This window comes from Tessaracoccus pujii, from assembly GCF_054483895.1.
Genome location: NZ_CM137012.1, coordinates 744,492 through 764,160 on the forward strand (window position 1 = coordinate 744,492; position 19,669 = coordinate 764,160).

26 protein-coding genes are annotated in these 19,669 nt (G+C 69.5%); 19 read left to right on the forward strand and 7 right to left on the reverse strand.

Annotation, left to right across the window (positions count from 1 at the left end; all coding sequences use genetic code 11):
• Window positions 1–11 precede the first annotated feature (11 nt).
• From ACX1D0_RS03620 to ACX1D0_RS03630, 3 genes are read left to right on the forward strand one after another with little or no spacing between them, the layout of a single operon-like run.
• A complete protein-coding gene (locus tag ACX1D0_RS03620; RefSeq protein ID WP_459019538.1) occupies window positions 12–884 on the forward strand; it encodes a universal stress protein in 873 nt (290 codons plus the stop codon).
• Complete coding sequence (hrpA, locus tag ACX1D0_RS03625; RefSeq protein ID WP_459019539.1) at window positions 881–4,690, forward strand: ATP-dependent RNA helicase HrpA; 3,810 nt, start codon at window positions 881–883, stop codon at window positions 4,688–4,690. The genes ACX1D0_RS03620 and hrpA overlap by 4 nt, the downstream gene beginning before the upstream one ends.
• 8 nt (window positions 4,691–4,698) lie before the next feature.
• Window positions 4,699–5,547 carry an acyl-CoA thioesterase gene (locus tag ACX1D0_RS03630; protein WP_459019540.1) on the forward strand — a complete coding sequence of 283 codons (849 nt, stop codon included), beginning with the start codon at window positions 4,699–4,701 and terminating at the stop codon, window positions 5,545–5,547.
• 80 nt (window positions 5,548–5,627) lie between these two features.
• On the opposite strand, the gene ACX1D0_RS03635 is transcribed toward ACX1D0_RS03630, so the two are convergent.
• Window positions 5,628–6,560, reverse strand: coding sequence for a sigma-70 family RNA polymerase sigma factor (locus ACX1D0_RS03635; RefSeq protein WP_459019541.1), 933 nt, complete (start codon window positions 6,558–6,560; stop codon window positions 5,628–5,630).
• Window positions 6,561–6,758: 198 nt separating this feature from the next.
• Between ACX1D0_RS03635 and ACX1D0_RS03640 the strand changes: the two genes are divergently transcribed.
• The 15 genes from ACX1D0_RS03640 (at window position 6,759) to ACX1D0_RS03710 (ending at window position 15,235) form a co-directional block, all read left to right on the forward strand.
• Window positions 6,759–8,084: an RNA polymerase sigma factor gene (locus tag ACX1D0_RS03640; protein ID WP_459020377.1), complete on the forward strand. Its 1,326-nt coding sequence runs from the start codon at window positions 6,759–6,761 to the stop codon at window positions 8,082–8,084.
• A gap of 124 nt (window positions 8,085–8,208) precedes the next feature.
• A complete protein-coding gene (locus ACX1D0_RS03645) occupies window positions 8,209–9,123 on the forward strand; it encodes a tyrosine-type recombinase/integrase (RefSeq protein WP_459019542.1) in 915 nt (304 codons plus the stop codon).
• 44 nt (window positions 9,124–9,167) lie between these two features.
• Window positions 9,168–9,518 carry a hypothetical protein gene (locus ACX1D0_RS03650; protein ID WP_459019543.1) on the forward strand — a complete coding sequence of 117 codons (351 nt, stop codon included), beginning with the start codon at window positions 9,168–9,170 and terminating at the stop codon, window positions 9,516–9,518.
• An 89-nt stretch (window positions 9,519–9,607) separates the two neighbouring features.
• Window positions 9,608–9,898, forward strand: coding sequence for a hypothetical protein (locus tag ACX1D0_RS03655; RefSeq protein WP_459019544.1), 291 nt, complete (start codon window positions 9,608–9,610; stop codon window positions 9,896–9,898).
• Complete coding sequence (locus ACX1D0_RS03660) at window positions 9,895–10,275, forward strand: hypothetical protein (RefSeq protein WP_459019545.1); 381 nt, start codon at window positions 9,895–9,897, stop codon at window positions 10,273–10,275. The genes ACX1D0_RS03655 and ACX1D0_RS03660 overlap by 4 nt, the downstream gene beginning before the upstream one ends.
• Window positions 10,272–11,519: an AAA family ATPase gene (locus ACX1D0_RS03665; RefSeq protein WP_459019546.1), complete on the forward strand. Its 1,248-nt coding sequence runs from the start codon at window positions 10,272–10,274 to the stop codon at window positions 11,517–11,519. Before ACX1D0_RS03660 ends, ACX1D0_RS03665 begins: the two co-directional genes overlap by 4 nt.
• A gap of 373 nt (window positions 11,520–11,892) precedes the next feature.
• Complete coding sequence (locus tag ACX1D0_RS03670) at window positions 11,893–12,177, forward strand: hypothetical protein (protein WP_459019547.1); 285 nt, start codon at window positions 11,893–11,895, stop codon at window positions 12,175–12,177.
• The gene (locus ACX1D0_RS03675; RefSeq protein ID WP_459019548.1) at window positions 12,174–12,299 is read left to right on the forward strand and encodes a hypothetical protein; all 126 of its coding nucleotides are present in this window, start codon (window positions 12,174–12,176) and stop codon (window positions 12,297–12,299) included. The genes ACX1D0_RS03670 and ACX1D0_RS03675 overlap by 4 nt, the downstream gene beginning before the upstream one ends.
• A 268-nt stretch (window positions 12,300–12,567) precedes the next feature.
• On the forward strand, window positions 12,568–12,954 hold the full coding sequence (locus ACX1D0_RS03680) for a MerR family transcriptional regulator (protein WP_459019549.1): 387 nt from the start codon (window positions 12,568–12,570) through the stop codon (window positions 12,952–12,954).
• Complete coding sequence (locus tag ACX1D0_RS03685) at window positions 12,951–13,139, forward strand: hypothetical protein (RefSeq protein WP_459019550.1); 189 nt, start codon at window positions 12,951–12,953, stop codon at window positions 13,137–13,139. Before ACX1D0_RS03680 ends, ACX1D0_RS03685 begins: the two co-directional genes overlap by 4 nt.
• Window positions 13,136–13,939 carry a hypothetical protein gene (locus tag ACX1D0_RS03690; RefSeq protein WP_459019551.1) on the forward strand — a complete coding sequence of 268 codons (804 nt, stop codon included), beginning with the start codon at window positions 13,136–13,138 and terminating at the stop codon, window positions 13,937–13,939. The genes ACX1D0_RS03685 and ACX1D0_RS03690 overlap by 4 nt, the downstream gene beginning before the upstream one ends.
• A gap of 94 nt (window positions 13,940–14,033) precedes the next feature.
• Window positions 14,034–14,378, forward strand: coding sequence for a hypothetical protein (locus tag ACX1D0_RS03695; RefSeq protein ID WP_459019552.1), 345 nt, complete (start codon window positions 14,034–14,036; stop codon window positions 14,376–14,378).
• Entirely contained in the window at window positions 14,375–14,593 is a 219-nt protein-coding gene (locus ACX1D0_RS03700; protein WP_459019553.1) for a hypothetical protein, read from the forward strand. Before ACX1D0_RS03695 ends, ACX1D0_RS03700 begins: the two co-directional genes overlap by 4 nt.
• 7 nt (window positions 14,594–14,600) lie before the next feature.
• Window positions 14,601–14,822: a hypothetical protein gene (locus ACX1D0_RS03705; RefSeq protein WP_459019554.1), complete on the forward strand. Its 222-nt coding sequence runs from the start codon at window positions 14,601–14,603 to the stop codon at window positions 14,820–14,822.
• A gap of 269 nt (window positions 14,823–15,091) precedes the next feature.
• Window positions 15,092–15,235, forward strand: coding sequence for a hypothetical protein (locus tag ACX1D0_RS03710; protein ID WP_459019555.1), 144 nt, complete (start codon window positions 15,092–15,094; stop codon window positions 15,233–15,235).
• A 96-nt stretch (window positions 15,236–15,331) separates the two neighbouring features.
• On the opposite strand, the gene ACX1D0_RS03715 is transcribed toward ACX1D0_RS03710, so the two are convergent.
• From ACX1D0_RS03715 to ACX1D0_RS03740, 6 genes are all read right to left on the reverse strand, one after another.
• On the reverse strand, window positions 15,332–15,646 hold the full coding sequence (locus ACX1D0_RS03715; RefSeq protein ID WP_459019556.1) for a hypothetical protein: 315 nt from the start codon (window positions 15,644–15,646) through the stop codon (window positions 15,332–15,334).
• Window positions 15,643–15,789 carry a hypothetical protein gene (locus tag ACX1D0_RS03720; protein WP_459019557.1) on the reverse strand — a complete coding sequence of 49 codons (147 nt, stop codon included), beginning with the start codon at window positions 15,787–15,789 and terminating at the stop codon, window positions 15,643–15,645. Before ACX1D0_RS03720 ends, ACX1D0_RS03715 begins: the two co-directional genes overlap by 4 nt.
• The gene (locus tag ACX1D0_RS03725; RefSeq protein WP_459019558.1) at window positions 15,786–16,031 is read right to left on the reverse strand and encodes a hypothetical protein; all 246 of its coding nucleotides are present in this window, start codon (window positions 16,029–16,031) and stop codon (window positions 15,786–15,788) included. The genes ACX1D0_RS03720 and ACX1D0_RS03725 overlap by 4 nt, the downstream gene beginning before the upstream one ends.
• Window positions 16,028–16,336: a hypothetical protein gene (locus ACX1D0_RS03730; RefSeq protein WP_459019559.1), complete on the reverse strand. Its 309-nt coding sequence runs from the start codon at window positions 16,334–16,336 to the stop codon at window positions 16,028–16,030. Before ACX1D0_RS03730 ends, ACX1D0_RS03725 begins: the two co-directional genes overlap by 4 nt.
• Before the next feature lie 99 nt (window positions 16,337–16,435).
• On the reverse strand, window positions 16,436–17,182 hold the full coding sequence (locus ACX1D0_RS03735; protein WP_459019560.1) for a glutamine amidotransferase: 747 nt from the start codon (window positions 17,180–17,182) through the stop codon (window positions 16,436–16,438).
• Complete coding sequence (locus ACX1D0_RS03740) at window positions 17,179–18,321, reverse strand: carboxylate-amine ligase (protein ID WP_459019561.1); 1,143 nt, start codon at window positions 18,319–18,321, stop codon at window positions 17,179–17,181. The genes ACX1D0_RS03735 and ACX1D0_RS03740 overlap by 4 nt, the downstream gene beginning before the upstream one ends.
• 141 nt (window positions 18,322–18,462) lie before the next feature.
• Here ACX1D0_RS03740 and ACX1D0_RS03745 point away from each other — a divergent pair, with 141 nt between their 5' ends.
• On the forward strand, window positions 18,463–19,665 hold the full coding sequence (locus ACX1D0_RS03745; RefSeq protein WP_459019562.1) for an amino acid aminotransferase: 1,203 nt from the start codon (window positions 18,463–18,465) through the stop codon (window positions 19,663–19,665).
• The last annotated feature ends 4 nt before the right edge of the window (window positions 19,666–19,669 follow it).

The window sequence follows — 19,669 nt, forward strand, 5'->3', positions numbered from 1 at the left end:
GGAGTCCAGACATGAGCGAACGCACCACACCCCTGGTGGTCGTCGGCGTCGACGGCAGCGACGACGGCCTCCGCGCCGTCCGCTTCGGCACGGGCACAGTGCTGCGCTACGGCGGCGAGCTTCTCCTGGTCAACGCCGTCGACGACACCCTCATGGCGGGCGCGTGGGGCGTGGTCTACGACCCCGAGGTGCTCCAGTCCGCCGGTGTCACCGCCAACGAACAGGCCAAGGACGTGGCCCTGGGGATGGGCCTCACGGAGGACCGGATCAAGACCGAGGTGGTGATGGGCTCCCCAGGCGGCGTCATGGCCCGCCTCAGCGAGATCGCGAGCCTCGTGGTGGTCGGCCGGCGCGCCGCCACCGGCCTGGAGCGCATGTTCGTGGGCTCCACGTCGGTGGCCGTGGTGGCCAATGCCGCCTGCCCCGTCGTCGTCATCTCCGCGGCCGCCCACCCCGACCCCGTCGGGCAGAAGGGTGTGGTGGGGGTGGGCCTCACCACCAGCCCTGGGTCCGAGCAGATTCTTGAGGCCGGATTCCTCCAGGCCGAGCGGCTGGGCGCCCGTCTCGAGATCGTCCACGCCATTCAGCCCCCGGTGGGTCTGTTCGCGAAGCGGCTCAGCCCCTCAGACCTCGACCAGCAGGTGCGGTTCGCCAAGGGCGGTATCGAGGCCATCGCAGCCACCGTGGCGGCCCGCCATCCCGGCGTGGAGTACGAGGTGCTGGTGGCCGCGGACACCCCCATCAACGAACTGGTCAGCCGCAGTGCCGGCTACGACCTCCTGGTGCTGGGCGTGGGGCAGTCCCACATTCCCGGCTTCAGCCTCGGCGGCCTGATGCGTGGCCTGATGGCCCACGCGGAGTGCCCGCTGTTCATCACTCGATGAGCCCGGACCCTTCCACGCGTCCCCCCGACGTCGAGGTCGTCGCCTCCCTGCCCATCGCGGCGGAGGCGGAGCGCATCGCGGGCCTGATCCGCGACCACCAGGTGGTGGTGGTGGCCGGGGAGACCGGCTCGGGCAAGACCACGCAGCTGCCCAAGATCTGCCTCCTGGCGGGCCGGGAGCGCATCGCGCACACCCAGCCGCGACGCATCGCGGCCCGCACCGTCGCGCAGCGCATCGCGGAGGAGTGCGGCGTCGAGCTGGGCGCGTTCGTCGGCTACCAGGTGCGTTTCACGCGCAAGGTCACGGCCCAGACCCGGATCAAGGTGATGACGGACGGCATCCTGCTCTCCGAGCTCACCCACGACCGACTGCTCAGCCGCTACGACACGATCATCATCGACGAGGCCCACGAACGCAGCCTCAACATCGACTTCCTCCTCGGCTACCTCAAGCAACTGCTGCCGCAGCGGCCCGAACTGCGCATCATCGTCACCTCCGCCACCATCGACACCGCCCGCTTCTCGGAGCACTTCGACGGCGCACCCGTCGTCGAAGTGTCGGGGCGCACCTTCCCGGTGGAGACCCGCTACCGCCCCCTGGGAGAGGACCAGGACGAGATCGACGGCATCGCCGGCGCGGTGGAGGAGATCGTCACGGAGTCCTCCACCGGCGACATCCTCGTCTTCCTCAGCGGTGAACGCGAGATCCGCGACGCGGCCGAGGCCATCGACAAGCTCAAGACCGGCCTCGACGTGCTGCCGTTGTACGCCCGGCTCTCCTCAGCCGAGCAGCAGCGCGTGTTCCAGCCGCACAGCGGCCGACGGGTGGTGCTCGCCACGAACGTGGCGGAGACCTCGATCACCGTGCCCGGGATCCGCTACGTGGTGGACGTGGGCACGGCCCGCATCTCGCGCTACTCCGCGCGCACCAAGGTGCAACGGCTGCCCATCGAGCCGGTGTCCCAGGCCTCGGCGAACCAGCGGGCGGGGCGCTGCGGCCGCCTCGGCCCCGGCATCGCCGTGCGCCTCTACAGCGAGGAGGACTTCGACTCCCGCCCGCTGTATTCCGAGCCCGAGATCCTGCGCACCAACCTGGCCACCGTCATCCTCCTCATGGCGCAGGCCGGGCTCGGTGACGTGGAGTCCTTCCCCTTCGTCGAGGCGCCCGTGATCTCACAGATCAACGACGGCGTCCGAGTGCTGACCGAGCTCGGCGCCCTGCATCCCCGCAAGCGCCATGACCACGTCCGGCTCACCCGCACCGGCCGCATGCTGGCCAGGCTGCCGGTGGACCCGCGGCTCGGCCGGATGCTGATCGAAGGCGCACGCCGCAAGACGCTCGGCACGGTGCTGGTGCTGGTGGCCGGACTCACGGTGCCCGACATCCGCGAACGGCCCACCGAGTTCCAGGCGAAGGCCGACGAGCTGCACCGCAGGTTCTGGGGCACGGACGTCCCGGCCGCGGTGGAACCCGACGGCGCGCCGCTGCGCCACACCGCACACACGGGCACCCGGCAGGAGAAGGCGGCCAGAACCAGCCTCGAGGGTGGAGACTTCGAGGTGCTGCTCAACGTCTGGACCTACCTGCGAAGGCGCCGTCGGGAGCTGTCCGGCAACGCTTTCCGGCGCATGTGCCGCGAGGAGTACCTCAACTTCGTCCGGTTCCGCGAGTGGGAGGACCTCGTCTCCCAGCTGCGCGAGGCGGTCAAGGAGCTGGACCTCGACGCCACCGGCGACGCACCGATGCCCGAGGTGCTGACCTGCCTGCTGACGGGGCTCCTGTCCAACGTCGGTCTCGCAGAGCAGGAGAAGACGAAGGGCCAGCCCGGGAGGCGGCGTCCCCTCACGCTGTACCAGGGGGCGCGCGGCGCCCGGTTCGCGATCCAGCCCGGGTCGTCGCTGGCGCGCTCCACGCCGCCTCTGGTGGTGGCCTTCGAGTTGGTGGAGACCTCTCAGCTGTGGGCCCGCACCGTGGCCGAGGTGCGGCCGGAGTGGATCGAGCAGGTCGGCGGCCACGTGCTGACGCGCACGCTGTCCGAGCCGCGCTGGTCGGGTCGCTCCGGGACCGTCGTGGCAAGCGAGACCGTCAGCCTGTTCGGCGTCCCCATCATCGCCGGCCGGCGCACCAACTACGCCGCGACCCACCCCGTCGAGGCCCGCGAGATCTTCCTGCGCAGCGCGCTCGTGGAGGGGGACTGGGAGACCAGGCAGCGCCTCGTCGTGGCCAACCGGGCCGTGCTCGACGAGGCCATGAAGATGACCGACCGGATGCGCCGGCCGGATCTCCTCATCTCCGACGACGCGCTGTACGCCTTCTACGACGAGCGCATCCCGGCGGACGTGGTCTCGGCCGCCACCCTCGACGCGTGGCTGCGCTCCATCCCTGAGGAGCAGTGGCCCAGGCTGATGATCGACGACGCCGTCGTCGACGCCAGGCAGCTGCGGCCCTCGGACTTCCCGGACCGGTGGCGGGCCGGGCCGCACACACTGCCGATCCACTATGTCTTCGACCCGGGATCCGGCAGCGACGGCGTGACCATCACGGTCCGGCTGGAACTCCTCAACCAACTCGACGGCGCCCGCTTCAGCTGGCAGGTCCCCGGTCTGCGCCGCGAACTCGCCACCGAGCTCATCCGCTCGCTGCCCAAGGCGCTGCGCACCAGCTTCGTCCCGGCCCCGGACTACGCCGCGCGGGCGCTGGCCTGGCTCGAGGGTCGCGGCGAGGTCGGCGAGGGCAGCTTTCCCGAGGCGCTCGCGCGGGCACTCACGGCGCTGACCGGCGTCGTCGTCGGGCCGGACAGCTTCGCCCCGACGACGATCGGCGGCCACCTCCGTCCCACCTTCGTCGTCGTCGACAACGGACGAGAAGTGGCACGCGGAGACGACCTGGACATGTTGGCGGTGACCCTCGCCCCCAGGGTCGCGGCGAAGCTCACCGCCTCCGCGGGAGACCTGGTGAGTTCCGGTCAGCGGAGCTGGACCTTCGGCACCGTCCCGCGGGAGAGCGCCGTCGCCAAGGGCGTGCTGGGCTACCCCGCGCTCGTGGACGAGGGCAGGACGGTGGGCGTGCAGGTGCTGGACTCGCCGCAGAAGGCCGCCCGCTCCCACACGCTCGGGGTCCGCAGGCTCCTCACGCTGACCAACCCGGATCCGACGAAGTGGGTGGTGGGGCACCTCGGCCGGCACGAGAAGCTCTCGCTGGCGGACTCGGCGTACCCGAGCGTGCCGGAGCTTCTGGCCGACGCCTGGCTCAAGGCGGGGGAGCAGCTCGCCGCCGAGCAGGGCCCGATCGTGGACGTTCGCTCGGAGGCCGACTACGCGAGGGTCGCGCTGGCGGTCCGGCAGGAGTGCCCCGGGCGCACCCGGCAGGTGGTGTCCATCGCCGCCCAGGCCCTGGCCTCCGTCACGCAGGCCCGGCTTCTCCTCGCGGGATTCGCCGCCGCCAGCCCGGTGCGCCGCGACGTCAGCGCCCAGCTCGACAACCTCTTCTTCGCGCGGTTCATCTCGGCCACCCCCGACCCGTGGCTGACGCACCTTCCCCGGTACGCCGAGGCCGCCGTCGCGCGGCTGCAGGCCGCCGCCTCCCAGCCCGAGCGTGACGCCCGTCTCCAGGCGGAGATCGACGACGTGGAGGATGCGTACGCCGAGCTGACCGACGCGCAGCCGCCAGGGCCGCTGCCGCCCGAGGTGGAGGAAATCGCCTTCCTCCTCGAGGAGTTTCGGGTCAGCCTGTTCGCGCAACAGCTGCGCACAGCGGTGCCGATCTCGGCCAAGCGCATCAGGCAGGCGATCCGTCAGGCCCGTTGAGTGGCACGATGGTCCTCGTGCCCAAGGACGTTACGGAACTGATCGCGTTGTTCGACCTGCACGCCACCGGTGAGAACCGGTTCCGCGGGCCGCACCCCACCACGCTGCTGCAGCGCCTCTTCGGCGGTCAGGTGCTCGGTCAGACCCTCGTCGCGGCCGCGCGGACCGTGCCCGCGGACCGGGTGGTCCACTCGCTCAACGCCTACTTCCTGCGCCCCGGGGCCATCGATCAGCCCCTTGACTTCGAGGTGGAGGTGATGCGCGACGGCGCCACCTTCAGCAACCGTCGAGTGGTCACCAGGCAGGGGGGCTCGGTGATCTTCCAGATGACCGCCTCGTTCCAGCAACCGGAAGAGGGGCTCACCCATTCCGTGGCGCCACCGGTCGACGTGTCGGTGCCGGAGTCCTGCCCATCGCTGCACGACGTGCTGGAGCGGCGCTTCGGGGCCAGCGTTCGGCTGGTCGCGGAGTGGGACGCGCTGGACGTGCGGCTTGCGGCGCGACCGGAGATGGTCGACGGTGGCGGCAGCATGCGGGCCTGGGTACGCACGAGGGAGCCCATGCCCGACGACCCGCTGCTGCACGCGGCGGTGCTGGCCTACCTGTCGGACATCACGCTGCTCAGCGTCTCGACGGTGCCCCACCCCGTGGAGTTCCTGTCACCGTCGATGCAGGCCGCGTCCATCGACCACGCCATGTGGTTCCACCGCCCGGTGCGCGTGGACCAGTGGCTGCTCTACGACATGACGTCGCCGTCGGCCTCACACGCGCGTGGTTTCGCCATGGGCAGGCTGTTCCAGGGCGGCGTGGCGGTGGCGTCGTGCGCGCAGGAGGGGCTCATCCGCGTCTTGTCGTGACACCGCCCCGGACACAGACCGCGGCCCGCTTCCCGGGGGAGGGGGAGCGGGCCGCGGTGCTCAGGGGACGCAGCGGGTGGTCAGGCGGCGAGCCCTTGACCGGCGCGCAGCGTGGCGAGCGCCTGCCGCTCGATCTGGCGCACCCGCTCCGCCGTGATGCCCCAGTGCACACCGATGTCGGCGAGCTTGGCCTGGCGGCCGTCGAGGAGGCCGTAGCGGCGACGCACCACGTCCTGGGAGCGCTCGTCCAGGCCCGCCAGCATCCCCTCGAGCCGCGCGCGCTCCTCCGCGTCCAGGACCATCTCATCCGGCCCGGGCGAGGTCTCGCGTGCGATGAGGTCGCCCAGTGCGGTGTCCCCGTCCGCCTCGACGGGTGCGTCGAGCGAGACGTGGTCCCTGGAGTAGCGGATGAGATCCACGATCTTGCTCTCCTCGATGCCGAGCTCGTCGGCGATCTCGGAGAGTTCCGGATCCCGGCCCAGCTGACGCTCCAGGTTGCGGCGCACCGCGGAGACCTGGTTGACCTGCTCGGCGACGTGCACCGGGAGGCGGACGATGCGTGCCTGCTGGGCGATACCGCGCGAGATCGCCTGCCGCACCCACCATGTGGCGTAGGTGGAGAACTTGAAACCCTTGGCGTAGTCGAACTTCTCGACCGCGCGGATGAGACCGGTGTTGCCTTCCTGGACGAGGTCCAGCATGGGCATCTGGGCGCGCCCGTACTTGCGGGCGACGGACACCACGAGGCGCAGGTTGGCCTGGATGAAGCGCTGCATGGCCCGCTCGCCGTCTGCGGCGACCTCCTGCAGTTCCTCGTCGGTGGCCGGCACCGCCGACTCGATCTCGCCGTCGAGGATCTTGCGGGCGTAGAGCCCGGCTTCGATCGCCCGCGCCAACTCCACCTCGTCGAGGGCGTTGAGCAGCGGCGTCTTGGCGATGGCGTCGAGGTACAGCCCCACCGCGTCCTTGCCGTCGATGCCGTCATTGGTTCGTGTACGCACAGTAGTGTTCATATCTCTGGCAACCTTTCGTACTCGTCATCTCCAACAACGCATGGGGTGCGAAAAGGGTTCCCGCGCGCGGGCAGCCGGTTGAGAATTGCGACCCAGATCGTACGGGACGACCCTGACGGGTGTTCGTTTGAGTGGTCGCCCGGCGCGTGCAAGAATGGGGGGCGCGTCACCCTTGACTAAGGCGGGGCGACGCACGCGCTGAAACCAGTAGATGCCCGCGAGAGGACCAATGTGACGCAGGACGCTGAAGGAACCGGCAAGCCGACACGAACCCGCCGGGCAGCCGTTCGCACCCGCGCCGCGCAGCCGGCCGCCGCCGGCGAATCCACTGTCAAAGCCGCCCCGCGCACGCGGGCCAAGGCAGCCGCCAAGGCGGAAGTGCCCACCGTCGCCCAGGCATCCACCGGCGAAGTCGAAGTCCAGTTCAAGCGCGAGGGGGACGACGTGGTCCTCACTGTTGGCGGGAAGAAGCGTTCCCTCGACGAGGTTGACGACTCCTCATTCAACGAAGCCAGCGAGGCGCCGCTGGTGAAGCAGCTCGTCGAGGAGGAGGGCTTCGCGCTCTCTGATTCCGACGACGCCGACGAGCCGGAGCAGCAGGTCGTCTCCGCCGGGGCCACGGCTGACCCGGTCAAGGACTACCTCAAGCAGATCGGCAAGGTGGCGCTGCTCAACGCCGTCCAGGAGGTGGAGCTGGCCAAGCGGATCGAGGCCGGCCTCTTCGCCGACGAGCGCATCCACACCACGGACAAGCTCAAGCAGGACGAGCGCGAGGACCTGGAGTGGATCGCCGAAGACGGGCGCCGAGCCAAGAACCACCTCCTCGAGGCCAACCTGCGCCTCGTGGTCTCGCTCGCGAAGCGCTACACCGGCCGCGGCATGCTGTTCCTGGACCTCATCCAGGAGGGCAACCTGGGCCTCATCCGCGCGGTGGAGAAGTTCGATTACACCAAGGGCTACAAGTTCTCCACCTACGCCACCTGGTGGATCAAGCAGGCCATCACGCGCGCCATGGCGGACCAGGCCCGCACCATCCGCATCCCGGTGCACATGGTGGAGGTCATCAACAAGCTGGCCCGCGTGCAGCGCCAGATGCTGCAGGACCTGGGACGTGAGCCCACCCCTGAGGAGCTCGCCGTCGAGCTGGACATGACGCCGGAGAAGGTCGTCGAGGTCCAGAAGTACGGCCGCGAGCCCATCTCGCTGCACACCCCGCTGGGCGAGGACGGCGATTCCGAGTTCGGTGACCTGATCGAGGACTCAGAGGCCGTCGTCCCCGCGGACGCGGTCAACTTCACGCTCCTGCAGGAGCAGCTCAACGACGTGCTGGACACGCTCAGCGAGCGCGAGGCGGGTGTGGTGTCGATGCGATTCGGCCTCACGGATGGTCAACCGAAGACCCTTGACGAGATCGGCAAGGTCTACGGGGTCACGCGCGAGCGCATCCGGCAGATCGAGTCCAAGACCATGTCGAAGCTGCGCCACCCGTCGCGCTCCCAGGTCCTCCGGGATTATCTGGACTGACGGAATCTCGCCTGACTCGCCGCTAATCGAGTTGACTAGGGATATTGGCCGAATCTGTGGAGTTCTTCCCCTAGTCTAGGGGCGCACAGCGCTCTAGTCAAGGATATTGGGCTAGACTGACGGCATGCCGAAACGCCCAGCACCTGCCGTAGACCTGGCCGAAATGCTCGCCTCATGGGAGCTTGCCCTCCGCGCTGAACGCAAGTCGCCGCAGACTGTGAAGTCCTACGGTGACGGCGTTCGCGCGTTCCTCCGGTGGTGCGAGGACAACGATCAGGTTCCCGAGCTGACGCGCGTGCGCCTGCGAAGCTTCGTCGACGCCCTCCTGGCCGACGGCGCGAGACCAGCCACCGCCGTGTCCCGACACCTGGCCGTGCGCCGGTTCTCCGCCTGGCTGGCCGACGAGGGGGAGACCGACGTCGACCAGCTCCTAGGCATCAAGGCGCCGAAGCTGGACAAAGAAGTGGTGGAACCCCTCAGCGACGACCAGCTCCGCGCGCTGCTCAACGCCTGCCGCGGCACCGAGATGCGCGACAAGCGCGACGAAGCCATCCTCCGTCTGATGTTCACCACCGCGATGCGCGCCGGCGAAGTGGTGGCCCTCCAGATCGAAGACCTCAACCTGACCAAGGACCCGCCGCACATCATCGTGCGCCGCGGGAAGGGCGGGAAGGGTCGCGTTGTCCCGCTGGCCCCGGAGGTTGCCCTGGCGATCGACCGTTACCGCCGACTCCGCCGGTCCCATCGTCTCGCCACCACAAGCGCCTTGTGGCTCGGTGACCGCGGGAAGGCGTTCAGCTATGACGCCCTGCACAAGACGCTGAGGATGCGCGCGGACCGCGCCGGCGTCGACGGGTTCCACCCGCACCTCCTGCGCCACACAGGCGCCCATAGGTGGCTGGAGAAGGGCGGTTCTGAGGGTGGCCTCATGGCGATGGCTGGATGGAGTACGCCCGACATGCTCCAGCGCTACACCCGAGCCCGCGCCGAGGAGCGCGCGGTGACCGAGGCCCGATCGCTCAACCTGGGGGAGCTGTGATGAGAGTCGAGAAGACGATTCGCTGCCCGCGCGATGGAAGGGCCATGGCGCGCGTTGTGGTGGCCGACGGTCTGCGCCGCCTCGAGATCGTCGGAGGCCGCGACGGACATCCGCAAGGACTCCGCGCGGAGCTGCTCGACGCCCGCCAGCAATGGGAGGAGAGCGGTAGCGACGAGTTCGGCGAGACCATCACCCGCCGCCTCGATACCGAGCTGTCAGACCCGCACGCAGACATGCCTGCCCGAAGCATCGAGATCCCTCGCGACCTCGACAGGGCAGCTCACGCCGCCACCATGGAGCCCTTCAGCACCGCCGTTGTCTGTCCTCGCTGTCACACACCCGCCGCTGTCTCGATCGTTCGGACGGCTGGCAGGTGGGACGCTGTGCTAACCTAGTCAGCACTGAGCCCGTTGTGATCGGCGACGAACCAAGTTCGTGAGTATGGGCCACTCGCGAGAGAACTCCCCTGGAGGGATTCCTCGCTATGGCTGCCGATGCCGAAAGGAAGCTTCGAGCTTCCATCGCCGCCCATGATTCGTGGGCGAAGACCGATGACCGAACCGCACGAACGGCCCCTGCGCGCGCCGCGCTGGATGCTCGATTCCTGGCCGAGGCCGGCGGGGATCCCCGCAAGGCCACCCATCTTCGCAAGGCGTACTACGCGCGTCTTGCCCTGAAATCGGCCCAAGCCCGCCGTGCCCGCTCAATGCTGGCCGAGGCCGAGGCTGCCGATGCGGAGCTCGCTGAGCTCGACTCAGTCGGCGGTGGCCGATGACCTGCACTATTGCGAAATGCCGCCCGGTTGGTGGCCCGGACGGCATCGAAGAGTTTCGCGGCTCTGTCTCAAGCTTACCTCAGAACGTCGCCGACGGCCTGACGCAGTACGCCGTCCGCATGCTCGAGGACGCCATCACCGAGGCCATGCCCTGGCACTGGATCCGCCGCGCCGAGGACCTAGACAACGCACGGCCGCGTGCTGGTGAGTTCCACGGGCAGGCCACCCGGGAGGACCTGGCAGAACGGCACGCACGGCTCACCGAGCAGGCCGCAGCGGCACGCGAGCACGCGGAGCTACTCCGCCGGTACCCCACGCCGATCGGCGCCGATCTAGAGGCCCTCGTCGTCGCCATCATCGAGGGGGTGGCCGCGTGACGAGCTACATCGACGCCACGCGCCTGGCTGACGTTGAGCCGCCGTTCGATCCGTTCGTGGATGAGACGTTCCGCGTTCCTGTTCCTGACGTACCCCCTATGTCGGCAGGAACGGGAACGGGAACGCCCCTCGCTGAGATTCCTCCTGACGTTCCCGGAACGTTCCCGGATGACGTGGACGACAAGCCCGGGCTGTTCTTCGATATCGCCGCAATGATGGCCGGCGGCGCCCCGGCTCGACCCCGGCCGCGATGGGTTCACCGGACAGACAGCATGGCGTTGTTCTACGCCGGTCAGGTCAACCTTGTGTTCGGTGACCCGGAGAGCGGGAAAAGCTGGCTCGTGTTGTGTGGCGTGGCCGAGTCGTTGGCCGACGGTGGGCGCGCGGTCGTGATCGACCTTGACCACAACGGCCCGGAGGCTACCGTTCAGCGCCTGCTCGACCTGCGCGTGGACTCCGACGTTCTGAGCGACCCTGACCGGTTCAGGTACGTGGAACCCGACGACGGCGCGCACCTGCTCGCCGTGATCCGTGCGTGCGTCGCGTGGCGGCCGGACGTCGCCATGGTTGATTCCGTCGGGGAGCTGCTGCCGATCTTCGGGTACAGCTCGAACAGCCCCGACGACTTCACTGCCGCGCACGCGAAGGTACTCAAGCCGCTGGCACGGGCGGGTGCGTGCGTCGTCGCAGTCGACCACCTGGCCAAGAACCGGGAGAGTCGCGAGCAGGGCCCCACCGGGACAGCGGCGAAGGCCCGTGCGGTCGGGGGTTCCTCGATCCGCGTGGAGGTTGTCGACGCGTTCGCCCCCGGCCGGGGTGGCAAGGCGCGGCTGACCCTGCGCAAGGACCGGCATGGAAGCCTGCGCGCGGCTTGCCCATCCGAGCGCGGCGAACCCTACGCCGGCCTGTTTCACCTGGAAGCCCTCGACAGCGGGAAACTGCGCTGGTACGTCTACTCACCCGAGCAGGCCCCAGAGTCAGCCGCGAGGCCCACGGAGGGCCCGACGAGCCGGGGAGCCATGACGATGGCCGAGGCCCTCGACAAGCTCGACGAGCTGCCCGAGGCAGACCGACCACGCGCCACCGTGAAGGCGATTCAACAGGCGCTCGGATGCTCCAACAGCCTGGCCAGTGACGTGGCGAAGGCACTCAGGGAACGGCCCGTTCCCGTTCCCGTTCCTGAACACATAGGGGGTACGTCAGGAACGGGAACGGGAACGCCGGCGCGCGAGGCCGGACGGTGAGCCGCCGCAAGGCCCGCCGGATCCAGTTCGATGCCGCACTAGATGCGCTCTCCGGTGGTTCGCCGGATAGGCAGATCAAACCGTCGGAACCGTCGGAACCGTCGGAACCATCGGAAACCGAGCACTCCGACGGTTCAACACAGGGCCAGATCAAACCGTCGGAACCGTCGGAACCGTCGGAACCGTCGGAACCATCGGAAACCGAGCACTCCGACGGTTCAACACAGGGCCAGATCAAACCGTCGGAACCGTCGGAACCGTCGGAACCGTCGGAAGACGACAGGCCCGCCTGCCCCGTATGCGGAGGTCCCAACAGCTCAGAGCGGGATCTCATGGGTTACGAGTGCCTCGACTGCCATTACGGGGTGAACCAGTGAGCCGCCGCAACACTGCCGCAGTGGCCGCCCACCGCCTACTCGGTGACCGACTCCAAGAGCTGACACGCGACGGGCGCCAGGTGCCGTGCCACGGTTCGTTGCTGCCGATCTCCGAGGACCCAGACGAACGTGAGTTTGTCACGTTGGCCTGGTGCCCGTCCTGCCCGGCCCTCGACGCCTGCCACGCGGCCGGCGCCTACGAAACGCACGGAGTCTGGGGAGTCGACCGGACGCCCCTGGCCAAGACCTCGACCACCACGATGAAGGAGAAGAAACGATGAGGTCCACCAACGCCACGCAGTGGCCCACCCATCGCAGGAAGGCCCGTGCCGCTCGACGAGCCCGCACCGCCGCCGGATGCGGAAGGACCATGGCCCTCGACGCCGAGGGGGTGGCCCGATGATTACCAGCGGATTCCGTCACCGCGACACTTGCCCGCAGGACGTGCCCGTCCGGGGATTCATGGGCAAGCAGGGTGACCCGATGCGCCGGTGCCCTACCTGCCACGCCATCGGCACCGCGACGGCCGTCGCCAGCCGCGTGGAGTCGCCGCCGGCCCTGGCCCAGCGGCCGCCTGAGGCCCCGCCCGAGCCCTTGCCGATGTTCCCCCGGTATGTGTGCGGGGAGCACCCAGAGAAGTACGTCGACGGCCGCGGCCGAGGGTGCCCCGAGTGCTCACGCCTGGCCCGACGCCCCCGCCGCCGGTGAGCGTCTACCGCCTGCCGCCCGGTGCCGTGCTGCTCACCGGCCCGGCCCTCGAAGCATGCCGTTACGCCGTCGCCGTGGCACAGCGGGCCCGGGCCCGGAACGCTCTGCCGCCGTCGCGCCAGCTCGCCCAGCTAGCCGAGGCCCTGGCCGCAGCGGGACACACGGACGCCGCCGAGGATGCCGACGTGCAACCTGATGCCATGACCACCCATGAAGCCGCCGCCCAGCTCGGATGCTCCGAGCGCACCGCGCGACGCCTGGCGCCCCAGCTCGGTGGCCGGCTCACCGGCGGCCGATGGCTACTCGACCGGGTAGCCGTGACCGAACACCTCGAAGGAGTGAACCCGTGACCTACGACCGCGCCGCGCTCGACCTCGTCGGGACCATGACCGACGCCGAGCTCGTCGACTTCATCCGCCAGGCCCGCCAGCCCATGACGGTCCGCGACCAACTCACCGTGCAGAACCAGAAGCTGAGCGCCCTGCTCTCCGCCGTCGACCAAGACGGCAACCTCACCCAGGAGAACCGACTGTGACCGACACCGCCACCATCGACGAGACCACCACCGCCCTTGATCCGGGCGTGGTGCTCGACTACGCCAACATGACCGAGGACCAGCTCCGAGGAGCCGGCCCAGACCTGCCACCCGAGAACCAGCTCCGCGCCGAGCTGGCCGAGCCTGCCCGTAACCGGTGGGGCGCCTACCCGGCCCCCGTGGAGGACCTGCCCCTACCCATGTGCCGGGCCCTGTGGCGATGGGACCGCATCACGGACATGGCCGCCGCTGCTGCTGCCCGCGCCACGGCACTACGCGCCGACACCGCCCGCGACCTCGACGCCCGCCGTACCGACCTGACCGCCAGCCTCGACGGCAACCCCACCACCGCCGCGGCGGACCTCAACCGGGACCGAGAAGCCCTCGACGCCGCCGCCGCTGACCTGGCCCGCCTCGCTGAGATTGTCGGCGACAACGCCCGGACGAACCTCTACTACCTCGACGGCAGCGCCGACACCGCCGTCGGTCTGGCCGACTGGTTGCGCACCCTCGTAGGCCGCGACGTGGCCCGCTACCTCGACGCCCTCGACCGCGCCAACCGGCAGCGCGCCGAAATCCTGGCCCGCGTCCGCCGCCTGCAAGGCTGGTGGGTGGGCGCGGCCCGGACCTCCGGCGGCAGCGTCAACGCCCGGCCCCTGCCCGAGCTGGTGACCATGACCGCCGACGACCTCGCAACCGTCCACCTCGACCAGGTGCGCAACGTCACCGGCGTGACCCTCGACCTCGCCCAGGTCAACGCGGCCGAGCGTCGGACCCTGGCCCCCTACGCGGTCCGGTAGCGCCCGCATCCCTGAGACTGGCCGGCCGCCGGTGCTTTTCTGGTTGGGCACCCGGCGGGCCGGCCCCCTCGACGACACGAGAGGAACACGACCGATGAGCAAGACCCCCACCGCCCCGGCCGGACTCGGAGCCGCCGGCCGGAAGCTCTGGCGCTCCGTCACCGACGACTTCGAGGGCGCCGAGCATGAAACCGCCATCCTCGAGGAAGCGTGCCGGACCCGTGACCTGGTGGCCACACTCCGCGATCAGATCGAAACCGATGGGCTGATGCTGCCCAGCTCCCAGGGCATGCGCCTACATCCTGCCGTGGCCGAGGTCAGACAGCAGCGCCTGACCCTGGCCCGCCTGCTCGCAACCCTCAGCGTCCCCGCCCTCGACGAGGACGAGCTACCGCCCGCGCGTGGCGTGCGTGGCGTGTACCAGCGCGGTGCCGCGTGAGACGCCGCCACCCTGCCGAGGACACCAACCCGATGCCGCTCAACCTCCGCCGCTTCCGTGCTGAAGAGTGGCCCGGGGACACCGAGCTGCGCCAGTGGTACGCCCACCGCGCCGCGCTGCTCGCATGGGCCAACGCCCACCCCGACGTGGACACCGAGCAGTGGACCGAGCCTTGGCCCGCCATCGGCCACGCCTATGACCCCGACCTGATCTAGGTGAACCATGAGACGACGACGCGCCGAGGCCGACGACCACAACCCCGTGCCCGAGAAGCTGCGCCGCTTCCGCACCGGTGAGTGGCCCGGCGCTCGACCCATCCAACAGTGGGACAACTACGCCGCAGCGCTCGACCAGTGGCACGCCGAGCATCCCGACGTGGACATCTGGCAGTGGACCGAGACACCCGGAGACATCGAGTGGAACCCCGACCTCGACGAGTACTAGCCGGGGTGGGGCAGACCGAGCGTCGGACCCTGGCCCCCACCCCGTGACCCCCGCCACGGGCCCCCTATGCGGGACTGTGCCTCGCTCTCTCTGAGGTCTCAACCAACGGGCCCTTGAACCGGCCCCTTTCGTCATGCTGGCCCGCCTGACAGCCCCACGGCCCCCTCGACGCACACCGGGCACCCCCACAGCACCGAGGCCCGCAGAACGGCACACAGCACCGCCCACGCGATCACCGCCCGTAACGGCTACCGGACACGCAGCACGTGGTGCGCGATGCACCACCTGAGCCCAACGCTGCCTCCACCGCGCCCGTCCGTGCGGACCTGGCCAAGGTGCGTGAATATCACGCACCTGATCCCGACGAGCGCATCAACCCGCTGACCGGCGAAGTGCTGGACGCCACCTTTTGAGCCCCCAGACGGACCTGCACCCAGCTTCTGCATCCGTGGACGCGGAAGTTGAAACGGCCGACCCCCGTAGGAATCGGCCCGCCCGTCGTTCGGCGGTCAGTGGCCCTCGTTGCCCCAGTACCGCCGCGCCCACGCCTTGTACATCGAGTCGCACACCCGGCACGCGTCAGGCGCGTTGTCGGTCACCACCGAGCCATCGGAGAGCAGAGACGCCGTCACGGTCAGTGGGCTGTCCAGCGGGACCCATGCGCGGCGGCACAACGCGAGCGCTTCGCCCAACCCCATCGCTCTGGCCGCGTCGCCATCCGCGATCCAGTACAGGTGTGCCTTCCGCCTGCCCTTCCCCGGCGTCGGCTTCAGAACGGTGCTCTGGGCATCCGCCGGCCGGACGTTGAACCGCGTCGCGCTCATCGCCCCAGCACCGCCTCAACCTGCTCCGCGATGAACCGCCGCACTTCCTCGACGATGGCCTGTCGCTCGTCGTCGGTGAGCCACGAGGGCAACCGGACCTCTAGCACCTGGCCGTGGTCCAGCACCTCGACCCCCGCGCTCATCGTGCCGCCGCCGCACACTCGGCACGGAACGCGTCCTGCGCCTCGATGGCCTTGTCGATGGCGTGGAGCAGCAGCTCCAGCCGGGCGCGTGACATGCTCTCATAGGGCAGTTGCTCCGCGGCTGCACCGAGCTCGTCGCGCCGCTCAATCGCCAGCATGGAGACGACCGACTGCCAGCTCTGCAGGTGCGCCAGCGTGCCCACGGGCGCGGACTCCGGCGTTGTGTAGATGATGGCGCTCATCGTGCCACCGCCTCAGCGGCAAGCTGATCCTCAGCGGCCGCGACGAGGGCCGAGAAGTCGACCTCAGCCGCACGCGCCGCGCTCAGCAGCTCAGCGACCGGCGACGACAGATCGAAGCGCCGGCCCGTGATGCTTGCCAGCTCATCGAGGACGATCCTCAGCAGGCGCTCAGCGCCCACGAGGCCGACGAGGGCCGAGCCTGCCGCCCGGCGCGGTGTGGCGACGAACAGCGGATTGCCGCCGTTGTCCTGGTGATCGGCGCCCAGTGGTGAGCTGCCGAGGGAGTTGGTTGTGGTGGTGGACATTGCGACCCCTTCAGTCGGTGATATTTCACCCCACAGCGGTAGTCGACCTAGTGCCTAACAAACTGGATTGCATAGCGTTCAAGCGTTCCTAATCCGGGACTACCTCGACTGACCGTCGCGCTCGCGGGCCAGGCCCACGAAGTTGCGCAGCATGCCGTGGACGGCGTGCGTGATCGTCGACGATTCCGCCAGGGCCACCAGATCCTCGGTGTCGGCCGGGTCGAAGTAGCCGGCGTCGCGGTAGATGCGGATGCGGGCCGCCAGCCCGGCGGAGTCCAGTTCGGGGTGGAACTGGGTGGCGTAGACGCGCTTCCCCAGGCGGAAAGCCTGCACCGGGCAGGTCACTCCCGTGGCCAGGAGCGCGGCTCCCGGGGCCAGGATCCGGCAGCCCTCCTTGTGGGCGGTGAACGCGTGGAACTGATCCGGCACGCCGTCGAAGATGGGATCCGCGCGGCCCTCGTCGGTGAGTGTGGCGGTGACCACTCCCACGTCCTCGCCGACGCTGCGGTCCACCACCCCGCCCATCCGGCCGGCCAGCGCTCCCACCCCGTAGCAGAGGCCGAAGAAGGGGAAGTCGCGCTCCACCACCTCGGTGATGATCCGGTCCAGGTCCGCCTCCACCCGCACCTGCAGGGCGGACTTGTGCGTGTCGCTGGAGTTGAAGGGCCCCCCACCGAGGAACACGCCCGAGTACGAGTCGAGGTCGACCACCGGCGCGGGAGCGGCCTCGACGCGCACCTGCACCACGTCGTCCGCGGCGAGGCCCGCAAGCCGCGCCACGGCCTCCAGCTCGCCCGCCGCCGCGTCGTCCTCGGGCCGCGTGCTGAGCAGAAGGAAGGGTTTCACCTGGACTCCTTGAACGATGGCTGACCGGCGCGGAGCTCCGCGGCGATGGCCCGGGTGACCGCCACGGGGTCCCCGTCGTGGGCGCCCGCCACGCGCCGCTGCCGAAGGTAGCTCGGACCCAGCCGCACGAGGTCCTCGACGTGGGCCAGGCTCTCCGCGCACCCCAGCTCCTCGGCGATGGGCGTGAGCTCCACCACCCAGCGGAGGATGCCGTCGCTGACGTGGATGAGGTATTCGTCCTTGCGGGGAGTGATGATGTCCGCGGAGAGCCCGTAGCGCGCCGCCCGCCACTTGTTCTCCCGCATGAACCAGAAGGGTAGGCGGTGGATGGGCTCGTTCAGGGCCAACGCCCGTGACATCCGCTCGACGAGGCACTGGTTGAAGGCGGTCAACGCACCGATCTCCATCAACGTGGGCACCGAGTCCATCGTGCGGTTCTCCACCGTCCCCCACGTCGAGGGCCGCACGTCCCACCGGATCTCCGAGGGGTTCTGGATCAACCCGACCCCCTCGAGCTGCGACGCGTAGCGCTCCAGCTCCGCCCAATCGCTCATGTGATAGGGCAGGCCGTTGGTGGGTAGCTGCTGGAAGATCATCGTGCGCTGCGAGGCGAACCTGGTGTCCTCCCCGATCCAGAACGGCGACGAGGCCGACAACGCGATGAAGTACGGCGCGAACCGGGCCATGCCGTAGACGATCGGCAACGCCTTGTCGCGGTGGTCGATGCCGGTGTGGATGTGGAGGCCGTTGATGGCCATCTGTTGACCCCACCACCCGTTGCGCTCCGTGACGCGGCGGTACTGCGGCTTGTCGCCGGGAAGCTGGCGGGCCGGATCACCGAAAGGGTGGGCCCCCGCGCCGAGCAGCGTGAAACCCCGCGGCTCGAGGAGCGCCAGGGCGCGCTCCAGGTGCCCGCGCATCTCCTTCACCGCAGACGGCACGGTGGCGTGCACGCCGGAGACGATCTCGATCATGCTGGTCAGGTACTCGGAGCGGATGGGGCCGTTGACCGGATCGTCGACCCGGGACAGCACCACGTCGGCCGCCGGCACCTGCTCCATGGTGTGCGCGTCGACGACGGCGAGCTCCCACTCGATCCCGATCGTCGACTGCCTGGACTGACCGAACTTGATCCTCATGAGGTCCCTCCGTCGGTGGCGTGGTCGCGGCGACACTGAGAAGTCTGGCACCTCGCCGATCCCGGTGGCGCGTGTCGGATGGGTATCTGGACACCCGGCCGCAGGGCATTAGGCTGGGCCACCGAGGAAAGAGGTGCCCCCATGTCGCTGTTCGATCGTGTCCAGCTCGCCCCCGCAGACCCCATTCTCGGACTCACCGAGGCTTTCGTGGCCGACCAGCGGCCGGGGAAGGTGAACCTGGGCGTCGGCGTCTACCTGGACGAGGACGGCAGAATTCCGCTGCTCGGCTGTGTCAGCACGGCGGAGCAGCGGCTCGCTGCCGAGTCCAAGCCGAAGGGCTACCTCGGCATCGACGGCCTGCCTGCCTACCGCGAGGCCGTGCGGTCACTGGTGTTCGGCGCTGACGCGGAGGTGCTGGCCGAGGGTCGCGTCGTCACGGTTCAGACGCTCGGCGGCACCGGCGGGCTGAAGGTGGGGGCGGACCTCCTCAAGCAGATCGAGCCCTCGGCCACCGTGATGATCTCCTCACCCAGCTGGGAGAACCACCGCGCGCTGTTCACCAGGGCCGGGTTCGCGGTGAAGGACTACCGCTACTACGAGCCGGCGCTGCAGGGCATCGACGTCGACGGCATGCTGGCGGACCTCGGCCAGGCGGATGCCGGCACCATCGTGGTCCTCCACGCGTGCTGCCACAACCCCACGGGCTACGACCTCAGCCCGGACCAGTGGGACAGGGTCATCGAGGTGTTGCGCGAACGTGACCTCATGCCGTTCCTGGACATGGCTTACCAAGGCTTCGGGTTCGGCATCGAGGAGGACGGGGCGGTGGTGGCGAAGTTCGTCGCCTCCGGCCTGGAGTTCTTCATCGCCACCTCCTTCTCCAAGTCGTTCAGCCTCTACGGAGAGCGCATCGGCTCGCTGTCGGTGGTCACCTCGACGGCGGACGCGGCGCGGCGGGTCCTGTCCCAGCTCAAGGTTTGCATCCGCACCAACTACTCCAACCCGTCGACGCACGGCGCGGCCCTGGTCACCGCGGTGCTGTCGGATCCGGATCTGCGGCGCGGATGGGAGCAGGAGCTGGCCGCGATGCGTGACCGGATCAAGCAGCTACGCCGTGGCCTGGTGGCCGCTCTGGAGGCGAGGGGGGTCCAGGACATGGGCTTCATCGCGCAGCAGATGGGCATGTTCAGCTACTCCGGCCTCACCAAGCCGCAGATGGTGGCGCTGCGGGCGGACCACGGGATCTACGGCACCGACGCGGGGCGCATGTGCGTGGCCGCCCTGAACAACGACAACCTCGTCCATGTGGCAGAGGCCATCGCGGAGGTGCGGACCGCCGGGTGAGGGG